Origin of the sequence: Streptomyces sp. ISL-66 (assembly GCF_018614135.1) — a bacterium.
Classification (GTDB): Bacteria; Actinomycetota; Actinomycetes; order Streptomycetales; family Streptomycetaceae; genus Streptomyces.
The window spans coordinates 1-22,754 of the sequence record NZ_JAGGOW010000047.1; the positions used below are offsets into that span (position 1 = coordinate 1).

The window sequence follows — 22,754 nt, forward strand, 5'->3', positions numbered from 1 at the left end:
GCGCGGGGCCGGGCAGCTGCGGGCCACCTCGTCGGCGAAGGCGCGGGCGAGCGGGGTGAGGGCGGACCACCGGCGGACGGCCCAGCCGACCGCGAGCGGCGGGAGGGCGGGGATCGGTACCAGGCGCAGGGGCCCGTCCGAGCCGGGGACCTGCCAGCCGGGCAGGGCGGGCACGACGGCGTGGCCGAGGCCCAGCTCGGCGAGGAGCAGGGCGGTGTCCCAGTCGGCGACGCTGGTGTCGGAGGTGATCCGGATGCCGGCTTCGCCGAGGGCCGCGTCGAGGTGGGAGCGGGAAGTGGAGTTCTCGGGCAGCCGGATGTGGCGGATGGCGGCGAGGTCGGCGGGCTCCAGGCGGGGGCGTGCGGCGAGGGGGTCATCGGCGCCGACCGCGAGGACCCAGGGCAGGCGCATGACGGGGCGTTGCTCGATGCCGCGCACGGGCCCGCCGATGGTGATCCAGGCGAGGTCGAGGTCGTCCGCGGCGAGGGCTTCGAAGCAGCTCCGGCTGGAGTTCTCGGTCTGGAACTCCAGGCTGACCCGGGGGTGTTCGCGGCGGAAGGCGACGACGGCCTCGGCCATGAAGTGGCGCACGGTGGTGGCGCCGGTGGTGACGCGGACCGATCCGCCGTCGCCCCGTACGAGGGTGTCCAGCCGGCGCAGAGCGCCGTCGAGTCCGGCGATGCCGTCGGCGGCGGCCGCCCGGAGGATCCGGCCGGCCTCGGTGGGCGAGACGCCGCGGGGATGGCGCACCAGGAGCATGGCGCCGGTCTCCTTCTCCAGGCGGCGGATGTGCTGGCTGACGGCGGACTGGGTGCGGCCGAGGTCGCGGGCGACGGCGCTCAGGCTGCCGGCGCGGCAGACGGCTACGAAGACGCGGAGATCATCGAGGGTCACGAACACCCAAGGTATCGCTTGGGGGTTGCGAGGGCATCGGAGGATTGACTTGGATGTCCTGCTGCCCGACGATCGACTCACGGCCCAGGGCGGCAACCCGGAACCGCCTTCGCGAGGGCGGCGACGGGTGCCGACCCGCCGCGGCGGCCACCGGCCTACCGCGCTACCGCCGCCAGGTCGTTGAGGACGAGGGCGGTCACCGCGCCGCCCCGTCGGCGAGGAGTTCGCCGATGACGCGGCGGGCGGTGGAGGCCATGGCCGGGTGCGTGTCGCGGTAGTAGCTCAGCTCGAGGAGCGCGATCGACAGGGCCCAGCCCCGGCCCCGCGTCCACATCGCCTCGTCGGCGGCCACGGCGGACCGGAAGGCGGTCCGCGCGGCGGCCGGAAGTACGTACCAGGCCGCGATCAGGTCGACGGCGGGGTCACCGAGACCGGCGCAGCCGAAGTCGATGACGGCGCTGAGCCGCCCGTCGGCCAGCAGGACGTTCCCCGGTTGCAGGTCCGCGTGGATCCAGACGGGCGGGCCCGCCCACTCCGGAGCCCGCAGGGCCGTTTCCCACAGGGCGGTCGCCGCGTCGAGGTCCACCCCGCGGGCGCGCTGCGCGTCGGACCCGTCGGGCCCGGTGCCGTCCTCGTCCGCACGCGTGCCGCCTCGCAGCTGCGCGAGCGTGGCACGGGTGACGGCGTCCCGCGCCGCCAGCGTCTCGCTCCGGTAGGACGACGGGCCGTCCGCCGGGTCGATCCGGCGCAGCGCGGAGACGAACCGCGCCAAGTCCTCGGCGAGCAGGACCGGTTCGGCGATCCGCCCGGCCGCCGGGTTCTCGCCCGCCAGCCAGCGGTAGACGGACCAGGGCCAGGGATAGCCCTCGGCGGGCTCCCCCTGCCCCAGGGGTGCGGGGATGGCCACCGGGAGCGGTGGGGCGAGCCTCGGAAGCCACCGGTGCTCCGTCGCCACGTCTCCGGCGGCCCCCTCGGTACGGGGCAGGCGCACGGCCATGTCCTCGCCCAGCCGGTACATGGCGTTGGAGGTGCCGACGGAGTCGACCCGCTCGACGGGCAGAGCCGCCCATTGCGGGAACTGCGCGGCGATCAGCCGGCGTACGAGTGCGGTGTCGACGTCCGGTTCACCGGCATGCATCTTGCCAGCGGGCATGATCGCCTTCCTGAAGGGCCGTACGAGGGCTTCGGCCTCCACGGTATCGCCCCCGGTCGGGCCGGTCCTGACTCGGTCGGCGCCACCGGCCGCGTCGCACACGGGGCGGAACTCCGGGAGCGGTCAGGTCCGTTGCGGACGGAACCTTGCGGAGCGGCCCGCCCGGTCCGCGAGCCGGGCGAGCCGGCCCGCGGACGGCACCGGCCCGGCCCGGCGGCGGAATCGGGCGTACGGGATCAAGGGGATCAGGGGCGGCGATCAGTGCGCGGGGATCACGGGGTGAAGGTCCAGCGCTGGGCGGCCGTGGTGGCGCAGGCGATCCGGGTCAGTTTGGTGCCGTTGGCCGTGGCGGAGCCGGCCGGGGTCAGGCATTGCCCCGCGTTGCGCAGGCTCCCGTCGGGCCCGGTCTGCCAGGTCTGGCCGGAGCTGCCGTCGCAGCTCTGGACCGCGACGGCCGAGGCCGTGGCCGCGTCCAGGCAGACTCCGTTCAGACCGGTCAGGCGGCCGTCGCCCTGTAGGGTCCAGCGCTGGTTGGGGCCTCCGTGGCAGCTGTAGAGGGTGGGCTGGGTGCCCGGGGCGGTCGCGCTCCCCGGGAGGTCCAGGCACGTGGTGGACGCCCCGTTGACCAGGGTCGCGGCGGCCGGCAGCGGGGTCGGGCGGCCGGTGAGGGTGATCTCGGCGGCGCTGCTCCAGGGCCCGCGTCCGCCCGCCTCGGTCAGTGCCCTCAGGCGGAGGTAGCGGCCGGCCTTCGCGGCCACGGAGACGGACTTGAGCGCTGAGGTGTCGGCGAAGGTACCGGTGGCCACCGCGGATCCCCAGTCGGTGGTGGTGTCCGAGACGTACACCTCGTAGCCGCCGATCCGGCCGTTGACCCCGCCGTCCTGGCGGGGCAGGTAGCCGAGGCCGTCCACCGTGTAGCGGGCGCCGAGGTCGATCTGGATCTCGTGCGGCAGGGGGGCCGGGGTGCCGCCGGACCAGGCGGTGTGCCAGATGGTTCCCGTGTTGCCGTCGAAGGCGCCCGGGGCGGCGCCGTTCTCGCCGCTGGTCTCCTGGCTGTCGGCGTAGACCAGGGTCCAGGCCGACTGCGGGACGGGGCTGGAGGTGGCCGGGACGGGCTCGGCCGCGGGGACGGAGGTGCCGGTGGCCGAGACGCTGAACGCGCCCGACTTCGTACCCGTCTTCGTCCACAGGATGCCGCCCCGGTCGGAGGCGTCGAAGAACCATCCGGTGGCCGCCGCGTCGTAGGCGGCCTTGGACGTGAGGCGGTTGAGGGCCGCGCCGTCGACGGTGACCGCTCCGGGGGCGGTGGCCACGTGGAGGGTGAATTCGTAGCCGCGCGAGGCCTGCTTGCCGGTGTAGCTGCCGGTCGGGGCGCCGACGGAGACGGTCACCGCGCCGGAGCCGCTCGCGGGGGCGGTGACGGCCACCTGCTGGCGGGCGAAGGCACCCGACTGGTAGGCGCGGGTGATGCCGTCGTCCTCGTAGAGGCTGAAGGAGGAATTGCCGCGCGGGTGGATGTCGTAGGTGAGGGTGGAGAGGGGCTTCTCCCCCGTGTAGTTCATCTGCGGCCACATCGGGACGATGGCGCCGCCCTTGACGAACAGGGGCAGGGTGTCGAGCGGCGCCTGGTAGCCGTTGAGCCACCCCGGTCCGGCGTACGTCTTGCCCGTCCAGTAGTCCGTCCACGTGCCGGCGGGCAGGTAGATGCCGTCCCGCACGGTGGTGTCGGAGACGACCGGGGCGACGAGGAAGGAATCACCGGCCATGAACTGTCCGCTCGTCAGATTGCCGCGGGCGACCGGGTCTTCGGGATATTCGAGCACCATCGCGCGGGTGCTGGGGACGCCGGTCTCGTTCGCGGTCCGGCTCATCGTGTACAGGTACGGCATGAGCCGCATCTTCAGCTGGAGGTACTTGCGGTTGATGGAGAGGTACGGCTCCGCGAACCGCCAGGGCTGCTTGTCCTGGTAGCCGGCGCTCGGCCCGGTCGCGCCCCAGCCGGACATGGTCATGAAGGCCGGGGTGAAGGCCTTCCACTGCAGGTCGCGGGCGTAGGTCTTGGGGCTGCCGGCGAAGATGCCGTCCACGTCACCGGAAGCGTAGTTGAGGCCGGAGAGGCCGGCTCCGGCGATGGCGGGGACGTGCCAGCGCATGTCGTCCCAGGTGCCGTTGGTGTCGCCGGTCCAGACGACGGCGTTGCGCTGGGTGCCGGCCCAGCCGTCGACGGTCCAGACGTAGCGGCGGGCGTCGGAGTTCTTCTCGATGCCGTCGACGGCTTGCTGGACTCCGCTGAAGGCACTCTTGTAGCCCCCGCCGATCCAGGCGACGTCGGTCTTCACCCCGCGGGAACCGGCTTTGCCCACCTCGTCGTTGATGGAGCCCAGACCGGTGGACGTCCACAGGCCGGTCTGGAAGCCCTTGGCCTTGAGGGCGTCGACGGTGGACTTCAGGGGCGCGGTGTAGCCGCAGCCGTAGCCGTCGTTGGGCAGGAACCAGCCCGAGGGCATGTCGGCGGCGCGGGCGTCCGCGGCGTAGCCGACGACGTCCGGGGTCGTCTGGTGGCGGAGCCGGTTGTGGTCACCCTGGTAGTCCGGGTTGGAGGCGTTGAAGCAGTCGGCGTTGCCCAGTTCGAAGCCCCAGGCCGGGGCCATGAAGGGCTTGCCGCTGACGTCGGTGTAGGCGTCGAGGACGGTCTTGAGGGAGTCGCCGGTGAAGTACCAGGCGTCGAAGCGCTTTTCGTCGTGGGTGAGGGTGGTGGGCGCGTTGAACCCGTACGAGCCGGGGGCCCAGGTGTTGCGCATCACGCCGTAGCCGTTGGTCGACATGTAGAAGGGCGCGGGGCTCGCGTTGTTGTTCTCGCGCCACTTGTTGTCGACGGCGACCGGGACCGTCTTGCCGCGCAGCGCCCATTCGCCGAGGCGCAGGCCGGTTCCGTAGAACTGCTCGTCCGCGCCGCGCGCGAGGTACTGGGTGGTCTGGTTGCCGGTCCAGGAGGTGGGCTGTGACTCCTGCCAGACGAGGGTGGAGTTGTCTGCCCGGTAGACGGAGACCCGCAGCGGTGTCTTGTTGACCCGGATCGACAGGGATCCGGTGGTGATCCGGTAGTAGCCGCCCGCATCGGTCCAACTGGTGGTCACGGAGCCGAAGTCCGTGGTGGGGGTGAGGTCGGTGCCGGCCGGGTCGTTGGTGAAGGCGCCGTCGGGTGAGAGCCAGAGCCGGAAGATGTCGGCGCGGGCGATGACCACGCGGGCCTTCGCGCCACTGGAGGTGGTCGCGGTGAAGGTGTTCCCGGACCGGGTGAAGCCGGTGACGTTGCCCGCGGTGGAGGCGGCCGCGGTCGCGGCGCTGTCCGCGGCCGCCGAGGCCGGGGAGGCGATCGGTCCGGCGGCGGCCAGGCCGGCCACGGCGAGGGCGGCTGCGAGCAGCGCGGCCGCGGGGGCGCGCCGCCTCCGTGGGCTCCTGCGGATGCTGATGAGTCTCATGGGGCGGCTCCTCGTGCGGTCCGGATCGCGGACACACCTTTTGGCATGCACCGGGCAACATAGCGCTCCGGGAGCGGCAAATGAAGGAAGATGCTCGAAATGGCTTGTCACCGAGCATCTTTGAGCATCAATCAGGAGGAGGTTGAGCAGGTGGATCAGCAGGTGGTCTCGACGAGCTCCTCCATGAGGGCCGGGTCCAGCGCCGGATTCGCCGCGGCGTGCGGGGCGAGCTCCTCGTCGCCCAGCAGCTCCGCGAGACGTGCCGCGGGCAGGTTCGGATGCCGGGTCAGCGCGGCCCGCACCGCCGGATCCGGATCACGGGTGAGCCGCTCGACGAGCTCCGGATCCGCCTCGGGATCCCGGGCCACGAGGGCCCGTACGGCCGGATCCTCGTGCTCGGCGTGGGCGGCCAGGCCCACGGTCGGGAAGTGGGGGCGGGTGAGCAGGTCGGCGCGGTGGTGGCCGGTGTACTCGAGGAAGCTGCCCAGCAGGAGGGCGGCGGGCGCGTCGGGATGGTTCTGCGCGAGGGTGACCCGTACGCCGTGGTCCGCGTCGGCGGCGAGGAGCGCGACGAGGTCCGGCGGCAGGTTGTGATCGGCGGCCGCGCGGCGGCGCAGCAGGGGGTGGCCGGAGAGGGCGTTGAGGCGGACGACGGCCGGGTCCCGCGGCCAGGCCGGCTGGGGACCGAAATCGCCGCCCTCGGGGACCGTGTAGTCGATCGCCGCGCGCTCGGACTCGGTCAGCGCGGGATGGACGGACAGGGTGAGGCGGACCTCGGGATCGGGGTCGACGGCCAGTGCCGCACGCTCGGAGGAGCCGAGATCGGTGCGGCCGGCGATGGTCTCGCGGACGTGCGGATCGTTATCACCGGCCAGCAGGACCACCACGTCGGGCGGCAGACTGGGATTGTGCGCGATCATGGCGCGGTCCTCCTTGCCCGCCGGGGCGGTGAGGACGGAGTCGATGACGGCGCGGCTCAAGGCACAGTGCATCAGCAGGTGGGTGCGCGCGTGGCACGAGTGGTCCGGGAGCTCGCGCTCCACCCAGCTCGGGTCCTCGTTACGCACGTAGGAGGAGGCCCCCTCGCGCACCCCCGGGTCGGGGTCGGCGAGCAGCGCGGCCCGCACGTGGGCGGACAGTGCGGACCAGTTGCCCACGCCGGCCCGCCGGACCTTCGCCTCCGGGTGGGTCGGCATGCGGCGGCGGAGCCCGGGAGACGTCTGCCGGTAGAGGTTCCCCAGAAGCTCGTTCTCGTACGTGGTGAACATGTGGACGACGACCTCGTCCGGCAGCGGTCGCGGCCAGGTCACCAGGCGGCGGCTCGGCCCCTCGGCCAGGTGGGCCCGCACCAGCCACTCGGGGTCGTCCACCAGCCGGGCCCGCTGTACGGGATCGGCGTGCGGGCTGGAGGCGAAGACGGCGCGCGCCCGCGGGTCGGAGTGGGACACCAGCGCGTCGACGACCGGTACCGACAGGTCCCGGTCACCGCACAGCGCCATCCGCGCGGCCGGTGGGCCTTCGGCGAGAATCCGCAACAGGAGGCGGTCCGGGGCGGCCGGATTCACTGCCAGGCCCGCCAGCCGCCGCTCCGCCGGTGTCGCTTCGTTCCAGATCTTCTCGCGCATCCACATCCGGCCGAGACTACGCGGCGGCGGGCGCCTCAGCCGAAGCGGACCGGGAGGTACTTGACGCCGTGCCCCACATCGCGGAGAGGTGCACCGCGGGGTCGCCCGCCTCGATCTCGGCGGCCAGCTCCTCGGCGGTGCGCTCCTTCCATACCTCCGCTAATCCAAGTCATGTCGGGCTGCCGATATAACTTGCTCCTTCACTGACGGACCGTCAATCGCCGTGCACCGATCGGCTCGGATCGGCTCGGATCGGCTCATGCGCGGACCCACGCCCGGCCCCTGGCCCCCGGCGCGGCCTCGCCTGCGGGCGTCAGCGTGGCCGGGGCACCTGCCGCGGCCGCATCGCCGACCGCCAGGATCGGCGCGGCCGGCGAGGTGTGCCGATGACCGCAGGGGTCGAAGACCAGGACCACCGGCTGCCCCGGACGCTGACGCCACGAGATGCGTTCCGGGGCTCCGTGGCACACCGGACAGCAGGGCAGCGCGCTGTGCTCCGGACGGCACTCGGGGGCGGCCGCGAGCGGCGTGGAGTGCGGATCGCGCATGGGGACTCCCTGGTCGTGCGGTTGGGCTGCTCGCACTGTGCCATGGAGGGACCCCTGTCCGCACGGGTGAATCCTCCAGGGTTCTGGCTGGTCAGAGCCGCTGTACGCGGACGGCCGGTGCGCGCGGGACCGTAGAGGATCCTGCGCACACCGGCCACCTGCCACCACAGGACCGAGCCCGAGCCCGGCCCCGGCTTACGCCAGCTTCTCGACCTCGGGGTGGTCGGCCAGCCAAGCGCGCACGGCCTCCTGCTCCTTGCCCTTGCCCGACTCCTGGATCTTGGCTTCCAGGCCGGTCAGTTGGGCCTCGGTCAGCTTGAACGAGGAGAGCCACCGGGCGATCTCCGGCTCGTCCTCGGCGAAGCCCTTGCGGGCGATGCTGTGGATGCCGTCACCCTGGCCCCACACCCCCTTGGGGTCCGCGAGCTTCGTCAAGTCGTAGGTGGAGTACGCCCAGTGCGGCGACCACAGCACGACCGCGACGGGCTCCTTCTTCTCGTAGGCGCGCTTTAGCTCGGCGAGCATGCCCGGAGTCGATCCGTCGACGACCTCGTACTCCTCGTCGAGGCCGTACTCCGACAGCACCTTGTCCTTCAGGATGCCCATCGCGCCCGCGCTGGGCTCGATGCCGATGATCCGGCCCTTGAACTCCCCGCCCTTGCCCTTGAGGTCGGCGAGGGACTTCACGTCCTTCATGTAGGACGGGACGGTCAGCTCGATGGAGGTGGGTTCGTACCAGGAGCCGAGGTCGTCGAGCTTGTTCCCGTACTTCTTCCAGTACTCGGCCTGCGTCACCGGCAGCCAGGCGTCGGTCTGGAAGTCGATCTGGCCACCCGCGAGCCCCGTGAAGAGCGCGCCGAGCTCCAGCTGCCGGGCCTCGACCTTGTACCCGCGGCGCTCCAAGAGTTCCTTCCAGAGGAAGGTGGAGGCGATGCCCTCGTCCCACGGGATGTAGCCGAGGCTGACCTCGCGGCCCTTGCCGATGTTCGCGACGCCCTCCCCGCCGACGGCGTTGACCTGCGGCTTCCCCGAGTCTCCGAAGATCCCGAGGCCCCCCGCGACCAGGGACAGCACGACGACCGAAGCCACTGCGAGGACGGGCTGCGGGCGGTTGCTCCACACCTTGGCGGTGCCGGTGGCGGCGGAGCGCGCCTTGGCGAGGGCGCGGCGGCCGAGCGGGGAGACCTGCCGGCCCAGCGCTCCGGTCATCCGGTCCAGGTACATGGCGAGGATGACGATGGAGATGCCCGCCTCGAAACCGAGGCCGATGTCCACGCTGCCGATGGCACGGTAGACGGCGCCGCCGAGGCCGCCGCCGCCGACCATGCCGGCGATGACGACCATGGACAGCCCGAGCATGATGACCTGGTTGACGCCCGCCATGATCGTGGGCAGGGCCAGCGGGAGCTGGACCCGTACGAGGGTGTCGCGCGGGGTCGTGCCGAACGCGTCGGCCGCTTCCACGAGTTCGGCGTCGACCTGCCGGATGCCGAGCTCGGTCATCCGGACGCCCGGGGCCAGCGAGAAGATGATCGTGGCGATGATGCCGGGCACCACGCCGACCCCGAAGAAGATGATGCCGGGGATGAGGTAGACCATGGCCGGCATGGTCTGCATGAAGTCCAGGACGGGTGTCAGTACGGCGCTGACCCGGTCGGAGCGCGCGGCGCAGATGCCCAGCGGGATCGCGAAGAGCAGTGTGACCAGGGTGGCGACGACGACCAGCGCGAGCGTGGACATGGCGTCGGGCCACAGCCCGACGGAGTCCACGAGTGCGAAGCCGGCGAAGGCGAGCAGTGCGGCGAGGAGCCCGCGCAGCCACCACGCTGCCACCGCGAGCACGCCGGCCAGGAGCAGCGGGTTCGGCGCGGACAGTACGGCTTCGATGCCGTCGTAGAGCCCGGTGACGACGGAGCTGATGGCGTCGAACAGCCAGGACAGGTGGCTCTGGAGGAAGTCGACACCGCTGTCGACCCAGGCGCCGAGGTGCAGGCGGGGCATCACGCGGCCGCCTTTTCGCAGCGCAGCGCGGGGCGTCGCTCGTCGCCGATGAAGGCGACGAGGCGGCCCTGCGGCACCGAGCCGATGACGGCGCCGTCCGCGCCGGTGACGTCGACGGCGTGCGGGACGCGGGCGCTGACGGCACACAGGTCGGCGAGCGGGGTGTCCGCGCTGACGGTCGGGCAGTCGCAGCCGGCCCGGCCCCCGGCGTCGTCCGTCATGACGGCGTCGGCCGTGAGCACCCGCGAGCGGTCCACGTCCTGGATGAAGGAAGCGACGTAGTCGTCGGCGGGGCGGGTGAGGATGTCCTCGGCCGTGCCCTGCTGGACGATGCGGCCGTCGCGCATGACGGCGATGCCGTCGCCGAGCCGCATCGCCTCGTTGAGGTCGTGGGTGATGAACACGATGGTCTTGCCGAGGCGTTGCTGGAGCTCCAGCAGCTGGTCCTGCATCTCGCGGCGAATCAGCGGGTCGAGCGCGCTGAACGACTCGTCCATGAGCAGGAGTTCGGCGTCGGTGGCCAGGGCGCGGGCGAGGCCCACGCGCTGCTGCATGCCGCCGGAGAGCTCGTCGGGCCAGGACTTCTCCCAGCCGCCGAGCCCGCACAGCGCGAGCGCCTCGGCGGCCCGCCGTTCGCGCTCGGCCCGGGGGACGCCCTGGACCTCGAGGCCGTAGCCGGCGTTCTCCAGGACACTGCGGTGCGGGAACAGCGCGAAGTGCTGGAAGACCATGCTGATCTTGGTGGAGCGTACGCGGCGCAGCTCGCGCGCGGAGAGCGCGGTGAGGTCTTCGCCGTCGAAGAGGATGCGTCCCGCGGTGGGCTCCAGCAGTCCGTTGAGCATGCGCAGCAGGGTGGACTTGCCGGATCCCGACAGACCCATGACGACGAAGATCTGGCCGGGCTCGACGCGGAAGGACGCGTCGATCACCGCGGCGGTCGTGCCCTCGGCGCGCAGCTGCTCGCGGTCGGTGGCGCCGCTCTCGAGTGCGCCGACCGCCTTCACGGCGGCGGGGCCGTTGTCGGGTCCTTTGCCGAACACCTTGTACACGTGCTCGGCTATGAGCGTGGACACATATACCTCACGGGTCGTACGGGAGACGGCCCACCGGCGTGGCGTACGTGCGGCCGGCGGGCGGGCCGTGGAGCGCGACGGGATCCGCCCGTCGCCCGTGCTCCGACCGCTTGGGCCGGCGGACGGGTCCGCTCCAGGGCCGCCATTGCCCCGTCTTAACCCATGCAAACAGTGAAGTGATCCATGTCACCTACGGTACGTCGGCACCCGCGCCCCGGGCTGCGCCCTGCGGAGCCTGCTCCGCTTGCTGCGTGGCCTCGGCTTCGTCCCGATCCGGGTCGGCCAGCATCGAGGTCCGCAGGTGCACGAGTATCCGGGTCAGCAGGCGCGAGACTTGCATTTGCGAGATGCCGAGGGCGGCGCCGATCTGGGCCTGGGTGAGCTCCTCGCCGAAGCGCATGGCCAGCATGCGGCGCTCCTGGTCGGTGAGCTGTTCCAGCAGCGGTGCCAGGCTCTGGATGTTCTCGACGTGCTCCAGTGCCGGCTCCTCCGCCCCCATGGTGTCGGCGAGGGAGTGACCGTCGGTGCGGCCGTCGCCGTGATCTGCCTGGAGGGCGTCGAGCGAGCCACTGGTGTGGCCGTTGGAGGCCACGAGGCCCTCGATGACCTCCTCCTCGCTGAGGTCGAGGTGTTCGGCGAGGTCCGCGACCGTCGGCGGCCGGTCGAGGAGCGCGGTCAGGCCCTCCTTGGCCTTGGCGAGGTCGATGCGCAGCTCCTGGAGCCGGCGCGGGACGCGGACGGCCCAGCTGGTGTCGCGGAAGTGGCGCTTGATCTCGCCGCTGATGTACGGCATCGCGAGGGAGGAGAACTCGATCTCACGGTCCGGTTCGAAGCGGTCGATGGCCTTGATCAGGCCGATGGTGCCGACCTGAAGGAGGTCTTCGAGGTCGCCGCCGTCGCCGCGGCTGCGGAAGGGGCGGACGGCGAACTGGACGAGTGAGATGTTCATCTCGATGAGCGTGTCGCGGACGTAGCGGTGCTCGGCGGTGCCTTCGGTGAGTGCGCGCAGGCGGCGGAAGAACAGTCTGGACAGCTCGCGCGCGTCCGCTGGAGCCACCTCGCGGGGTTCGTCGATGCGGGGCAGGGGGACGGCAGGGACGGAGGCGGTGGAAGGCTCGGCGGCCGGGCGTGCGGCGGGGCCGGCGAGCGGTCCGGTGTGGGGGCCGGCGGTATGGGAGAACTGGGCGGGGATCAGCATGGTGTCGCTCCTTGGGCTGGTCGGCTTGCGGCGCGTGACCTTGATGGTCGTCCACCTTAGCCGCTTCCGGTTTTCGCCCCCAGCCCCGGATCCGCGTCCCAAGCGGCCGGACCGGGGCGTTATTTGCGGCCAGGGCCCGTTCCGGTTGCACGAGGGCCGTTCGACCGGAGCACGGTGAGTCATCGGTCACTCCCCTTCTGCCATGCCGGGAACGGCGGCCTCCGAGGCGGTGTTTGTGGCCGAGGTCACTGCCCGGAGCTCCGGAACGGTCCTCGGCGTTGCCCCACTGGGCGCATATAAGGATTCTGTTGGGCGGCCTGTGCTGATTCCGGGGAGAAGGACCCACTGTGGGCGTCCCGCTTCCCCTTCCGTACCCCACCCGGCCCACGGCCCCAGACGTCACCACGGCGCCCTTGTGCGCCCGCCCCGCGCGCACCACCGTGGGCGGATGACCACCAGACCGCACTTACGGGCCTCGTCCTCGCGTTCGCCGCCGTCCTCACCCTCGGGGCCCAGACCCTGCCGTCCGCCGCGTCGGCCGCGCCCGCCGAGGGCGTCGTCCGCTACGCCGACTCGCCCGACGCCGTCCCCGGCAGCTACCTCGTCGTCCTGGATCCGGCGCGCGCGCAGGCCCGTACGGCGACGGGCCGGTCCCTCGTCGAACGGTACGGCGGCACGATCCGGCGTACGTACGACTCCGCGCCGTCCGGCTTCTCCGCCCGGATGACGGAGCGCCAGGCCCGGCGCCTCGCCGCTGATCCGGCGGTCGCCCAGGTCGCGCGGAACCGCAAGCTGCGGCTCGACGCCACCCAGCCGAGCCCGCCGTCGTGGGGCGTGGACCGGATCGACCAGCGCGGGCTGCCGTTGAACGACGCCTACACGTACCCGGATTCGGCCGGGCAGGGCGTGACGGCGTGGCCACCCCGGCCCAGGTGGCGGGCGCCCTGACGGCGTCGGCCTCCCCCGGCGCCGTGCTCGACGCCGGTCCGGGCTCCCCCGACCGCGCCCTGTACGTGGGCAGCGCCCCGAACCGGGCGCCCGGCAAGCGCTTCGCGAACACCACCGACCTCCCGGTCGGGGACCTGGGGACCGTCGAGTCACCGGTCACGGTCAGCGGGGTCCCGGGCCGCGCCCCCGCCCAGCTGGACGTGGAGCTGTACGTCAAGCACCCGGCTTCGGGGGAGCTGCGGATCGGCCTGATCGCACCCGACGGGTCGGTGTACGCGGTCAAGGACGAGTACACGGGCTGGGGCCAGAGCGACCTCGTCGGCCTGTACGCGGTCGACGCCTCCTCGGAGACGGCGGCCGGGGCGCACCGCCGGCCGGCGGGGGCCCGGAGCGCACCCCCGCCTCGTGCGGAGCCGGTCAGGCGCCCGGGACCGTGTCCACGAAGGCCGTGCCCGCCGTGCGGTAGGCGCCCACCCTAGCCGCGACCTGGGCCGGGGTGAGCACCTGGTCCTTGACGTGCAGGACGTAGTCGACCTTCTGGTCGTAGGCGCGGGGCGTCGAACCGGGCTGGCCGTTGAGGTCGATCAGCCACTGGTTGAAGTTGATCGACATCGGGCGCTCGGGCAGGTACCTGGCGTCGTGCGTACCGAAGACCCGGCCGTCGATGTAGTAGGTGAGGGCGTTGTTGTCGATGGTGAGCACCAGGTCGTGCCAGCCCGCGTAGCTGATCCGGGACTCGGTGTGCTGGTTGACGGCCTCCCACGGATCGGGGCGGTACGTCTCCCAGGACGTGGCGTAGAGGATGTTCGAGGGCTCGCCCCAGCCGCCGTTGGGGAGGTACTCGAAGTCGTATTCGGCGTAGTCGTCGGCCATCGGGGCCTTGAGGTCGTTGATGGTGAAGAAGGTCTGCACGAGGTGGTCGCCGTCCGGCCCGTACTTCGGGGCGTCGGAGAACTTCACCCGGGCCGCGTACGTGCCGTTCTTGAACTTGGTTGCCTTGGTGAGGACTTCGGTCTGCTTGGTGCTCTCGCCGGAGCCGGCCGTGGAGGTCTCCATGTTCATGAGGGAGTTGCCGCCCTCGGCCGCGAAGGTGACGTTCTCCGTTGACCAGGCCGCGCCCGGGACGCCGGGGCCACCGGAGTTGGAGCGCACGCTCCACCCGTGGGCCGCTATCGCCGGATCCGTGGAGGAGGCGTACGTGAAATCGTCGAAGAGGGTGGCGCCGGCCGGTCCCGGGTCCGTCGGGGTCGGGGTGGGCGTGGGGTCGGTCGGCGTCGGTGTGGGGTCCGGGGCATTGCCTCCCGGTGCGGTGCCCCAGACGGTGGTGGAGCCCAGCCGGGCGGTCACCTTGTCCCAGTCCCCGTAGGCCGTGCGGGACCCGTCGAAGGAGTAGTCGTCGGACTGGCGCAGCGTCTGCCAGTCGGCGCGGTAGAAGCGCAGCTGCATGTCGCCGGTGTCGGCGCCGGGGGCGAGGGTGCCCGCGCCGGCCGTGAAGGCGATCTCCAGGTAACGGTCGGCGGTGGCCGTCGGATTGGCCAGGGCGCCGAAGGTGCCGGTGATGTTGGCACAGCCCTTGACCGCCCACGAACAGGCGTAGCGGTACTGGGTGTCCGGCCCGTCGGCCTTGAAGTAGTAGCGGAGCTTGACCTGACCCAGGGACACGGCCGCGGAGCCGTTGTTGACCACCTTGAACCAGGGCTCCGCCTGGTCGGCGGTGGCCCCGGTGGCACTGGTGCGGTACTGGACCTTGACGGAGTCGGCCGCGGCGGTCGCGGGCAGGGCGGTCAGGGCCGCCGAGCCGAGCCCGGCGGTCAGCGCGATGGCCAGGGCGACGGCCGTACGGCGCTTGCCGGTTCGGTGGCTTCGGGGGGCTGCGGCGGTTCGGGGCGTTCGCATGCTGCGTCCTCTCGGGGTGGGGGGATCACGGGGTGAGCAGACGGGATCGCGGAGATCGGCCGCGCACGCCGAGGGCGGCGAGCCGGGTCTGGTGGTGGTCCTGGCGGCGGCGGAAGTCCGGCCAGTCGCGGTGCGCCGACCAGGCGGTGTCGGCCAGGGCGCACAGCCTGGGGAAGGCCAGGTACTCGAGCTCCGCCGGCGTGCGGGCGTACTCGGTCCACAGCTGCGCCTGGGTGCCCAGCACGCGGCGCGTCGCCTCGGGCTCCCAGTGCGCGGGGGTGGGCTCGTTCTCGTAGACGCCGCGCAGGTCGAGCACGCCGTCCTGGCCGCGCGGCTCGCCGGGGTCGGCGGATTGCGGGTAGTCGAGGTACGTGGAGCGGTACGGGGCCATGATCACGTCGTGGCCGCGCAGTGCGGCGGCGCGCCCGTGCTCCGGGTCTCGCCAGGCCAAGGCCGTGAAGGGGGAGGGGAGTTCGCTGCCGGTGTCGGTCCAGCCGAGCGGTCGGCGGCCGAGCCGGGCCAGGTGTGCGGCGACGGCTCCGAGGAACCAGCCGTGGAGCGCGCGGGGACCGGACAGCCCCTCGGCGGCGATCCGTGCGCGGGCGGCCGGGGAGCGTTCCCATTCGACGGTGGGGCATTCGTCGCCGCCGACGTGGACGTAGGGCCCGGGGAACACGTCCGCGACCTCGTCCAGTACCCCGCGGCAGAAGTCGAGCACCGCGTCGTCGACTCCGAGGACGTTCTCGCAGACTCCCCAGCGGGTCCACGGCTCCAGGCGGACGCCGGGCCGGTTTCCGAGTCCGGGGTAGGCGGCGAGCGCGGCGCGGGCGTGGCCGGGCATCTCGATCTCGGGGACGATGCTCACCCCGCGCCGGGCCGCGTAGGCGACCAGTCCGGTCAACTCGCTCCGGGTGTAGGCCCCTTCGTGCGGCGTGCCGTCCCCCTCGGTCTCGGCCCGGCGGCCGCCGATCTCGGTGAGCCGGGGATGGGCCGCGACCGGCATCCGCCAGCCCTGGTCGTCCGTGAGGTGCAGGTGCAGGACGTTGAGCTTGTGCAGGGCGAGCAGGTCCACGAAGCGGCGTACGTACGCCACCGGCTGGAAGTGCCGGGCAACGTCCAGCATGGCTCCGCGCCAGGCGAACCGGGGCCGGTCGGTGATCCGCACACAGGGCAGTGACCAGTCCGGGCCGGCCGTACGGGGCCGGGCGCCCTCGGCGGCCAGCGCCTCGGGCGGCAGCAGCTGGCGCAGGGTCTGGACCCCGTGGAGCAGCCCGGCGGGGCGGGCGGCGCGCAGCAGGACGGCGTCGGGGCGGACGGCGAGGACGTACCCCTCGGCGCCGAGCCCGGTTTCCCCGGGATCCAGGAGGAAGACGATCCGTCCGTCGGCGCTCGGTTCCAGGGCCAAGCCGGTCGCTGGGGCCAGCAGTTCGCGCAGGAGGGCGGCCGCCGCCTCGGCACCGGGTCCGGCCCGCAGGCCGGTGCGCCGGTCCAGGACGAAGCGGCCCGGCCGGGCGGTGACCGAGTCGGGACGCGGGACGAGTGCGAAGTCGGGATGGAGGGCAGCGGCGGAGGACACGGCGTCGGGGATTCCTCACCTGGTCCCGAGGTCAACTCCGCTTGCACAGCGAGAGGTTGACCAACTGACCAATTGGTTAGCTGAGTGGCTAGAAGGTGGCACGGACCGCCTGCGCCGTCAACCCCGAACACCCGCGGGAAATTCGGCGAATGCCTCGCCCCCTCCCCCACCCGAGTGGTTAGATGCGCATGACCAGTTGGACAGGTGACCAGAGGGAAGTGGGGGCGGGCCATGGAGAAGGACGCATCCGACTCTTCCAGCCCATCGGGAGCGGTCCTCAAACGGGAACGGGTGCGCGAGCACCTGCTGGGCCTCATCGACATCCGCCGGCCCGGTGATGCCATCCCCTCCGAACGCACGCTGTGCGCCGCCCTGGAGGTGTCCCGGCCCACCCTGCGCGCGGCGGTCGACGAGCTCGTGGCCACGGGTCTCCTCGTACGGGAGCACGGGCGCGGGATGTTCGTCGCCCCGGCCAAGATCACTCAGGAACTGGCCCCCGACGAGGCGGCGTTCGCGATGCGCCAGGCCTCGGGACACTGGTCCAGCCGGGTCCTGGAGCACTCGACCGTCCAGGCGGGCGCCCGCATCGGCCGCCGCCTGCGCATCTCCCCGGGCGCACGGCTGCTGTACATCGCCCGGCTGCGGCTGGTGGACGGGTCCCCGATGGCGATCGAGCACCTGCACATCCCGGCGGCACTGGTGCCCCGTCTGACCCCGGCGGAGCTGGAGGCCGGAGACCTGTACGAGCACCTGCGCAACCACCACGGCGTGTACGTGCACGAGGCGCGGCAGTCCATCGAGCCGACCGTGGTGAACGAGGCGGAGGCGGGCCTGCTGGACGTCCCGCTGCTCTCCCCCGCCCTGCTCATCGAGCGCCTCACCACGGATTCCACCGGGCGCCCCGTGGAGTACGTGCACTCCGTCTACCGGGGCGACCGCTACCGGATCGTCTCCCGCCTGGCCCTCGGGGCGGGGGTCTCCCCCGGGGCCGGACGCCCGAACGGCCACCATCCGGGGATCCCACCGGGCGACCTGGGCCGCCGGGCGGTCATCACCTCCACCACCTCCGGGGACATCCACACCGGGTCCTGAGGGCGTCCGCCGACCGGCTCAGCCCCTGCCGAAGACCGCCTTCAGCGTGTGCGCCGCAGCCCCTCGCCCAGCGTCAGGGGGTCACCCCGGCACCCCGCCCGCCCTCACCCCGCCCGCCCTCACCCCGACGGCCCGCGCGACGGCCCCTCCGAAGGCCCGACCTCCGGCTCCCTGCGCTGCGACCGGAGGGGTTCACCGGGTGAACCTTCCCAGCCACGGCGCTAGGTCACCCGGAAGCCCGTCACGGGATGGGTCCGGTCGAGGGTCAGCCGGTCCCAGCTGGGGAAGGCGAGATCGGTGACGGCGAGCAGCCGGCCGGAGGTGTCGTACAGGGTTCGGCGTACGGAGAGGCCGCCACCGGACGGGGCCGTGGCCCGGGGGAAGGTGGTCCGGGTCATGGTGACGGTCTCGGCGACCCGGCCCGCCCGCGCGGTGCGTTCCAGCCAGAGGTGGAGGGGACGCAGGTCCTCGTCCCGCAGGCCCGCCGCCGCGCGCTCGCGGTAGCCGGCCAGTTCGGGGCTCCCGGCGACGGTGCGCGGGCAGAGGTACGTCACCGCGTGCCGCCGCGTCCGGCCGCCCTGGTCGTTCTCGCGGTGGTGGTGGACCAGGGTCCGTTCGCCGCCGCTCATGCCGAGCTGGTCGGCGAGCGCGGGCGCCAGGGTGACGAGCGTGAGCCAGTTCTGCGTGGGGCCCGGTTCGGGCGTCGCCGGCGGCGCGGGCTCGGGCTCGGCGGTCATCGCCGTCACCGTCATCGGTCCGGGCGCGGGCGCCGCCGACCGGGCCGGCACCTGGTGGGCCGGCACCTGGTGGGCCGGCCGGGTGCCCCGGCGGCCGGTGACGACGAGGCCGTCGTCGCGAAGGTGCTGGAGCGCGGCGCGGATGGTCTGCCGGTTGACCTGGTACCGGACGGCCAGACTGCGCTCGGAGGGCAGTTTGGCGCCGGGGACGAGAGCGGTGCGGTCGAGTTCCTGCCGCAATACTGCGGCGATCCGCTGGTACTTGGGCATGACGGCCGGGCCGCCGCCCCGCGAAGGGGAGGGCATGGCTTCTCCTCTGACGGGTGGTCAAGGACTGCGCGGTCTGCCCGACCAACGTAGCATTGGTCTATACCTATCAGGGGGTGGGTATCCGGATTCCGGACCGGTTTGGCCAAAAGCGCACTCCCGATCAGCCGTACAGCGGATTGGGAAGCGGCAGGTAACGGGCGTCCGCGCCGTCGGCACGGGTCCAGCGCAGCAGCAGGTTGGTCTTGGCCGGGAGGGTGGGGGCGGCCAGCAGGGCCCCGATCTCGGGCAGGCCGTACGCGGCGTCGAACCGCCGGAACTCCGCGCGGGCCGCCGGCCACAGGGCCGCGGCCGCCTGCGGATGGCATTCCGCGAGGGCCCCCGCCACCTCCGTCAGGTGGTTGACCACCAGGCAGTAGACCAGGCGCTGCCAGGCGGCCCCGCGCTCGATGTCCGGCAGCAGCTTCACGCCCTCCGCGTCCCGGAACAGGGCCTGCGCCGGCACACCCGCGGCGTCCACGGCGACCAGGGTGTTCTGGAGGTGGGCCTCCAGGACGATGCCGTGCCGGGCGAACAGGTGCAGCACGGGCGGCACCACCTGGCGCAGGTACGCCCGCCACCACCCGGCCGGGTCGGCCGTGCCCGCGAGCGGGCTGCCGGGGTACCCCTCCGCGAGCGCGGCGGCCAGCAGGGGCGTGACCCCGGGCTCCCGGTGCGCCCGCAGGCCGTCGCGGACCAGGACCGCGAGCTCCTCGAAGGCGAAGGCAGCCGTCCGGTAGCCCCGGTCGGGGAGCCAGGCGGCGCGCGAGCCGGACCGGCGCAGCTCCGCGAAGCCCGCTTCGACCGCGGCGCCGGTGCGCCGGAGTTTCCGCAGGTCGTGGCGCCACAGTCGGCGCACGTCGTTGGTGATCCGCACGTCGAGGCTGAACTTCACGAAGAGGTCGCCCCCGTCCCCGTCCCCGGCTCCGGAACCGGAACCGGAACTTGAACTTGAACCTCGGGCATCCGCTTCTTCGTCGGCCGGTCCTGCACCGACCGGCGCGTACAAGGTCCGGATCGAGGCGGTCGGCCAGAGCGGCTCCCGGCCGGTCCCCAGCCGCAGCAGCCGCCCGTCCGCGAAGGCCTCGCGCACCGCCGGCCGGGCCCCGGCCAGGTCGAGCTGCCAGGGATGGGCGGGCAGCAGCCGGTAGCCGGCCGGCGGGCGCGGCCCGCCCCGTGCCCGGGCCAGCGAGTCGATCGCGGCGGCCGCGGCCGGTCCGCCCTCCTCCACCACCTGGTCCTCGCGCAGCCCCAGGAAGACCAGCGGGAACCGCGCGTACGCCTCGGGGGCGTACGGAAGCCAGCTCGCGGCCGGCGCGCCGCCTCGGGCCTTGGGTGCCGGATGGTGCGGATGCCCCATGACCAGGGACTGTTCGGAGCGGACGTACGGGTCCGTCGGCGGCTCAGCCGCGGCCCGGGCGGCCAGCAGCGCGGCGACCGCCTCCCGGCTGTCGGCGATCTCGACGGGGAGCTCGTCGTTGGACACGCCGGTGTACCGGAGCAATTCGTCGGAGACGAGTTTGACCAGTTCGGTATGGCTGAGCGGGTACCAGCCGCCCGCCGTGCGCAGCTCTGGGCGTTCGGGCCGGCGTCCGGCGCGCACCCGGAGCAGCCTGCCGCTGCCGAGCAGCCGGTAGGCGCGTTCGCCGCCCCCGGCGCCCTCCCCGCCCCCGCTGCCCCCGATGTGCTCGGCGGCTTCCCTGAGCAGGCAGTTCAGCAGCGGGGCGGCCGCGTAGGCGTCGGCCGCGGAAGCGTCGGCATCGTCGGCGGGATTGAGGTCCACTGATTCCATTCGGTCATTCCGGTGCGCCGGAGGTCCGCGGGACGGGACCACCGGCCGTGATCTTCAGTATCCGCGATGATGAACCGATCACCACGCATCCGAGAGGATCGGGACCCTGCGCCTCAGCATGCACCTCCCCGACACCCCGGCCGAAGAGGCCGTGGCCGCCGAACTGGCCGCGCCGGCCGGATTCCGCCCCGCCCTCGGGCCCGCGTACGCCTCCGCGCTCCCCGGTGCCCGCGCCGCCGTGCTGACCCGGTTGTGGCGGGCGCTCGCGTGCGAGCCCCTGCCGTGGGTGGAGCGCCGCGAGCGCGGATCCACCGGCCTGGCGCTCCGCCTCGTCTCGGGTGCCCGGCTGGAGGGCCCGCTCCCGGATCCGTACGCGACCGCCCCGTACGTCACCGAGCTACTGCTCGACGGCCGCCCGTACCGGCACGCCGCTGGGCTGGTGTCGGCGCTCGGGGTGGCGCACGGGGAGGAGTTCGCCGCCGAACTCGACGGCAGTACGGCCTCCCTCGCCCTGTCGCGGGCTGGGCGGCCGGCCGGGCCCGACCGCGAGCCGCGGACCACCTGGGAGTGGGAGCAGCGGATCGTCGACGGCCACCCGTACCACCCCAACTGCCGCTCCCGGCCGGGCTTCACGGTCGCCGAGCAGCTGGCGTACGCGCCCGAGCACCGGCCGCGGGTCACCCTCGGGCTGGCCGCCGTTCCGATCGCGGAGTGCCTGGTAGCCGGGGACTGGCCTGAGTGCTGGCGGGAGGCCGGGCGGATCCTCGTGCCCGTCCACCCCTGGCAGGCCGAGCACGTCTTGAAACTGGGGGGTCCGCCGGGGCCGGAGCTCGGGCCCGGGCCGTCCGCACACCCGCTCATGGCCCTGCGCACGCTCTCCCCCGCCGACGGCGGCGCGCACGTGAAGACCGCGCTGAGCACCCGGCTCACCTCCTCCGTGCGCGACATCTCCGTCTACTCGGTCGAGACGGCCGCCGCCGTCTCCGCCTTCGCGCAGAGCCTCGCCGAACGGCTCGACGGCCGCCTCCACATCACCCGCACGCTGGGCGCCGTCACCGCGCACACCCCGGACCTCGCCGCCGTGCTCCGTGAGCCGCCCGAGGCGTACGCGGACACCGGCGCGGGCGAGCGCGTCCTGCCCGTCGCCGCCCTCGCCCTCACCCACTACGCGCGCTCCGCCCCCTGGCGGGCCGGTTTCGCCCGCCTCGCGCTGTCCGTGTGCCTGCGGGCCCTGGACCTCGGGGTGGCCCTGGAAGCCCACGGCCAGAACCTGCTGGTCGTCCTCGCGGCGGACGGCATCCCTCGGCGGCTGGTCTACCGCGACCTCGCCGACATCCGGATCAGCCCGGCCCGGCTCGCGCACCACGGCCTGCCGGTGCCGCCGCTGTCGGGCCGTCTGATCACCGACGACGTGACCGCTCTGCGGCGCAAGCTCTTCGGCTCCCTGGTGGCCGGGGCGCTCGGCTCCACGGCCGGTTCGGCCGCCGCCCTCGGTGCGGACCTTGCGGCGGCGGAGCCCGACCTCCCGCGCACCGCCGACACCGAGGCGCTCCTGACCGGCCCGCTGCCCGCCAAGGCCCTGGCCCTCATGCGGCTGAGCCCCGGCGTCCCGGGCGACCAGTGGGCCGAGCTGGACAATCCGCTGGCGCTTTCCTGATCCGGACCGAGCCCCGGGGCGCGGCGGGCTACTGTCCAGGGGCATGGCATCGACTTCGCACCTGAACTCCGTCCGCGCGTCCTACGACGCCGTCGCCGCCGACTACGCCCGGCTGCTCGGCACGGAACTGGCGGGCAAGTCCTTGGACCGGGCGATGCTGGCCGCCTTCGCCGAGTGCGTGCGCGGCGAGGACCCCACGGGCGGCCGGGCGGTCGCGGACCTCGGCTGCGGTCCGGGCCGGGTGACGGCCCACCTCGACGGCCTCGGCGTCCGGGCCTTCGGCGTGGACCTGTCCCCCGCGATGGTGGCGGTGGCCCGCCGGACGTATCCGGGCCTGCGGTTCGAGGTCGGCTCGATGAGCGCGCTGGACATGGCGGACGGGGTGCTGGGCGGGGTGCTGGCCTGGTACTCGACCGTCCACACTCCACCCTCCGAACTCGCACTGCTGTTCGCGGAGTTCGCGCGGGTGCTGGCTCCGGGCGGGTACGCGTTGATCGCGTTCAAGGCGGGCGACGAGAAGATCCGGCTGGAACACGCGTACGGGCACCCGGTCGAGCTCGACGTGTACTGGACCCCGCCCGAGCACATCGCCGCACTGCTGACCGGGGCCGGCCTGGCCGAGGTGGCCCGCCTGGTCCGGGAGCCGGACGCCCGCGAGATCCCCGCAGGGCTTCCTGATGGCCCACAAGGCCTCGTAGTCCTGTGGCCGAGCCGGGCCGAGCCGGGCCGAGCCGAGCGGGCCTAACCGGGCCGGGCCGAGCCGGGCCGAGCCGAGC

At 73.1% G+C, this 22,754-nt stretch carries 17 protein-coding genes; 5 read left to right on the top strand and 12 right to left on the bottom strand.

The annotated features are described in order from the left end of the window. The 8 genes from J7E97_RS10290 to J7E97_RS10325 all read right to left on the bottom strand — a co-directional run. Positions 1–894, bottom strand: an 894-nt coding sequence (locus J7E97_RS10290) for a LysR family transcriptional regulator (RefSeq protein ID WP_215024719.1), incomplete at its 3' end; no start/stop codon positions are given. A 196-nt stretch (positions 895–1,090) separates the two neighbouring features. Then, entirely contained in the window at positions 1,091–2,047 is a 957-nt protein-coding gene (locus J7E97_RS10295) for an aminoglycoside phosphotransferase family protein (protein ID WP_215024722.1), read from the bottom strand. Between the two features lie 272 nt (positions 2,048–2,319). Next, positions 2,320–5,529: a TIM-barrel domain-containing protein gene (locus tag J7E97_RS10300; protein ID WP_215024725.1), complete on the bottom strand. Its 3,210-nt coding sequence runs from the start codon at positions 5,527–5,529 to the stop codon at positions 2,320–2,322. Between the two features lie 155 nt (positions 5,530–5,684). Further along, a complete protein-coding gene (locus J7E97_RS10305) occupies positions 5,685–7,160 on the bottom strand; it encodes a hypothetical protein (protein ID WP_215024728.1) in 1,476 nt (491 codons plus the stop codon). 251 nt (positions 7,161–7,411) lie between these two features. Beyond that, positions 7,412–7,702 carry a hypothetical protein gene (locus J7E97_RS10310; RefSeq protein WP_215024731.1) on the bottom strand — a complete coding sequence of 97 codons (291 nt, stop codon included), beginning with the start codon at positions 7,700–7,702 and terminating at the stop codon, positions 7,412–7,414. Between the two features lie 195 nt (positions 7,703–7,897). Next, positions 7,898–9,703 (bottom strand): ABC transporter permease/substrate binding protein, encoded by a 1,806-nt coding sequence (locus J7E97_RS10315; RefSeq protein ID WP_215024734.1) that lies wholly within the window; start codon positions 9,701–9,703, stop codon positions 7,898–7,900. Continuing rightward, a complete protein-coding gene (locus J7E97_RS10320; protein WP_215024737.1) occupies positions 9,703–10,776 on the bottom strand; it encodes a glycine betaine/L-proline ABC transporter ATP-binding protein in 1,074 nt (357 codons plus the stop codon). Before J7E97_RS10320 ends, J7E97_RS10315 begins: the two co-directional genes overlap by 1 nt. Positions 10,777–10,966: 190 nt before the next feature. Next, positions 10,967–11,974: a SigB/SigF/SigG family RNA polymerase sigma factor gene (locus J7E97_RS10325; RefSeq protein ID WP_215024740.1), complete on the bottom strand. Its 1,008-nt coding sequence runs from the start codon at positions 11,972–11,974 to the stop codon at positions 10,967–10,969. Between the two features lie 609 nt (positions 11,975–12,583). Between J7E97_RS10325 and J7E97_RS10330 the strand changes: the two genes are divergently transcribed. Both J7E97_RS10330 and J7E97_RS10335 read left to right on the top strand, forming a co-directional pair. Then, a complete protein-coding gene (locus J7E97_RS10330; protein ID WP_251054209.1) occupies positions 12,584–12,922 on the top strand; it encodes a S8 family serine peptidase in 339 nt (112 codons plus the stop codon). Further along, positions 12,889–13,401 carry a hypothetical protein gene (locus tag J7E97_RS10335; protein WP_215024743.1) on the top strand — a complete coding sequence of 171 codons (513 nt, stop codon included), beginning with the start codon at positions 12,889–12,891 and terminating at the stop codon, positions 13,399–13,401. Before J7E97_RS10330 ends, J7E97_RS10335 begins: the two co-directional genes overlap by 34 nt. Here the strand turns inward: J7E97_RS10335 and J7E97_RS10340 are convergent. Then, positions 13,340–14,818, bottom strand: a complete 1,479-nt coding sequence (locus J7E97_RS10340; protein WP_215024746.1) for a cellulose binding domain-containing protein — start codon at positions 14,816–14,818, stop codon at positions 13,340–13,342. The two genes, J7E97_RS10335 and J7E97_RS10340, sit on opposite strands and share 62 nt — an antisense overlap. A 25-nt stretch (positions 14,819–14,843) precedes the next feature. Then, on the bottom strand, positions 14,844–16,394 hold the full coding sequence (locus tag J7E97_RS10345; protein WP_215024749.1) for a beta-N-acetylhexosaminidase: 1,551 nt from the start codon (positions 16,392–16,394) through the stop codon (positions 14,844–14,846). Between the two features lie 231 nt (positions 16,395–16,625). On the opposite strand from J7E97_RS10345, the gene J7E97_RS10350 reads away from it, so the two are divergent. Next, the gene (locus J7E97_RS10350) at positions 16,626–17,486 is read left to right on the top strand and encodes a GntR family transcriptional regulator (RefSeq protein WP_215024751.1); all 861 of its coding nucleotides are present in this window, start codon (positions 16,626–16,628) and stop codon (positions 17,484–17,486) included. A 221-nt stretch (positions 17,487–17,707) separates the two neighbouring features. On the opposite strand, the gene J7E97_RS10355 is transcribed toward J7E97_RS10350, so the two are convergent. Together J7E97_RS10355 and J7E97_RS10360 are read right to left on the bottom strand one after the other, a co-directional pair. Then, a complete protein-coding gene (locus J7E97_RS10355; RefSeq protein ID WP_215024754.1) occupies positions 17,708–18,529 on the bottom strand; it encodes a winged helix-turn-helix domain-containing protein in 822 nt (273 codons plus the stop codon). Between the two features lie 124 nt (positions 18,530–18,653). Next, the gene (locus tag J7E97_RS10360; RefSeq protein WP_215024757.1) at positions 18,654–20,321 is read right to left on the bottom strand and encodes an IucA/IucC family protein; all 1,668 of its coding nucleotides are present in this window, start codon (positions 20,319–20,321) and stop codon (positions 18,654–18,656) included. Between the two features lie 118 nt (positions 20,322–20,439). Here J7E97_RS10360 and J7E97_RS10365 point away from each other — a divergent pair, with 118 nt between their 5' ends. Further along, positions 20,440–21,978, top strand: coding sequence for an IucA/IucC family siderophore biosynthesis protein (locus J7E97_RS10365; protein WP_215024760.1), 1,539 nt, complete (start codon positions 20,440–20,442; stop codon positions 21,976–21,978). 43 nt (positions 21,979–22,021) lie between these two features. After that, positions 22,022–22,723 carry a class I SAM-dependent methyltransferase gene (locus J7E97_RS10370; protein ID WP_215024763.1) on the top strand — a complete coding sequence of 234 codons (702 nt, stop codon included), beginning with the start codon at positions 22,022–22,024 and terminating at the stop codon, positions 22,721–22,723. The last annotated feature ends 31 nt before the right edge of the window (positions 22,724–22,754 follow it).

Coding starts and splice junctions, on each gene's coding strand:
- J7E97_RS10295 (WP_215024722.1), bottom strand. CDS start 2,047: ATGCCCGCTGGCAAGATGCATGCCGGTGAACCGGACGTCGACACCGCA.
- J7E97_RS10300 (WP_215024725.1), bottom strand. CDS start 5,529: ATGAGACTCATCAGCATCCGCAGGAGCCCACGGAGGCGGCGCGCCCCC.
- J7E97_RS10305 (WP_215024728.1), bottom strand. CDS start 7,160: ATGTGGATGCGCGAGAAGATCTGGAACGAAGCGACACCGGCGGAGCGG.
- J7E97_RS10310 (WP_215024731.1), bottom strand. CDS start 7,702: ATGCGCGATCCGCACTCCACGCCGCTCGCGGCCGCCCCCGAGTGCCGT.
- J7E97_RS10315 (WP_215024734.1), bottom strand. CDS start 9,703: ATGCCCCGCCTGCACCTCGGCGCCTGGGTCGACAGCGGTGTCGACTTC.
- J7E97_RS10325 (WP_215024740.1), bottom strand. CDS start 11,974: ATGCTGATCCCCGCCCAGTTCTCCCATACCGCCGGCCCCCACACCGGA.
- J7E97_RS10340 (WP_215024746.1), bottom strand. CDS start 14,818: ATGCGAACGCCCCGAACCGCCGCAGCCCCCCGAAGCCACCGAACCGGC.
- J7E97_RS10350 (WP_215024751.1), top strand. CDS start 16,626: ATGGAGAAGGACGCATCCGACTCTTCCAGCCCATCGGGAGCGGTCCTC.
- J7E97_RS10355 (WP_215024754.1), bottom strand. CDS start 18,529: ATGCCCTCCCCTTCGCGGGGCGGCGGCCCGGCCGTCATGCCCAAGTAC.
- J7E97_RS10360 (WP_215024757.1), bottom strand. CDS start 20,321: ATGGAATCAGTGGACCTCAATCCCGCCGACGATGCCGACGCTTCCGCG.
- J7E97_RS10365 (WP_215024760.1), top strand. CDS start 20,440: ATGCACCTCCCCGACACCCCGGCCGAAGAGGCCGTGGCCGCCGAACTG.
- J7E97_RS10370 (WP_215024763.1), top strand. CDS start 22,022: ATGGCATCGACTTCGCACCTGAACTCCGTCCGCGCGTCCTACGACGCC.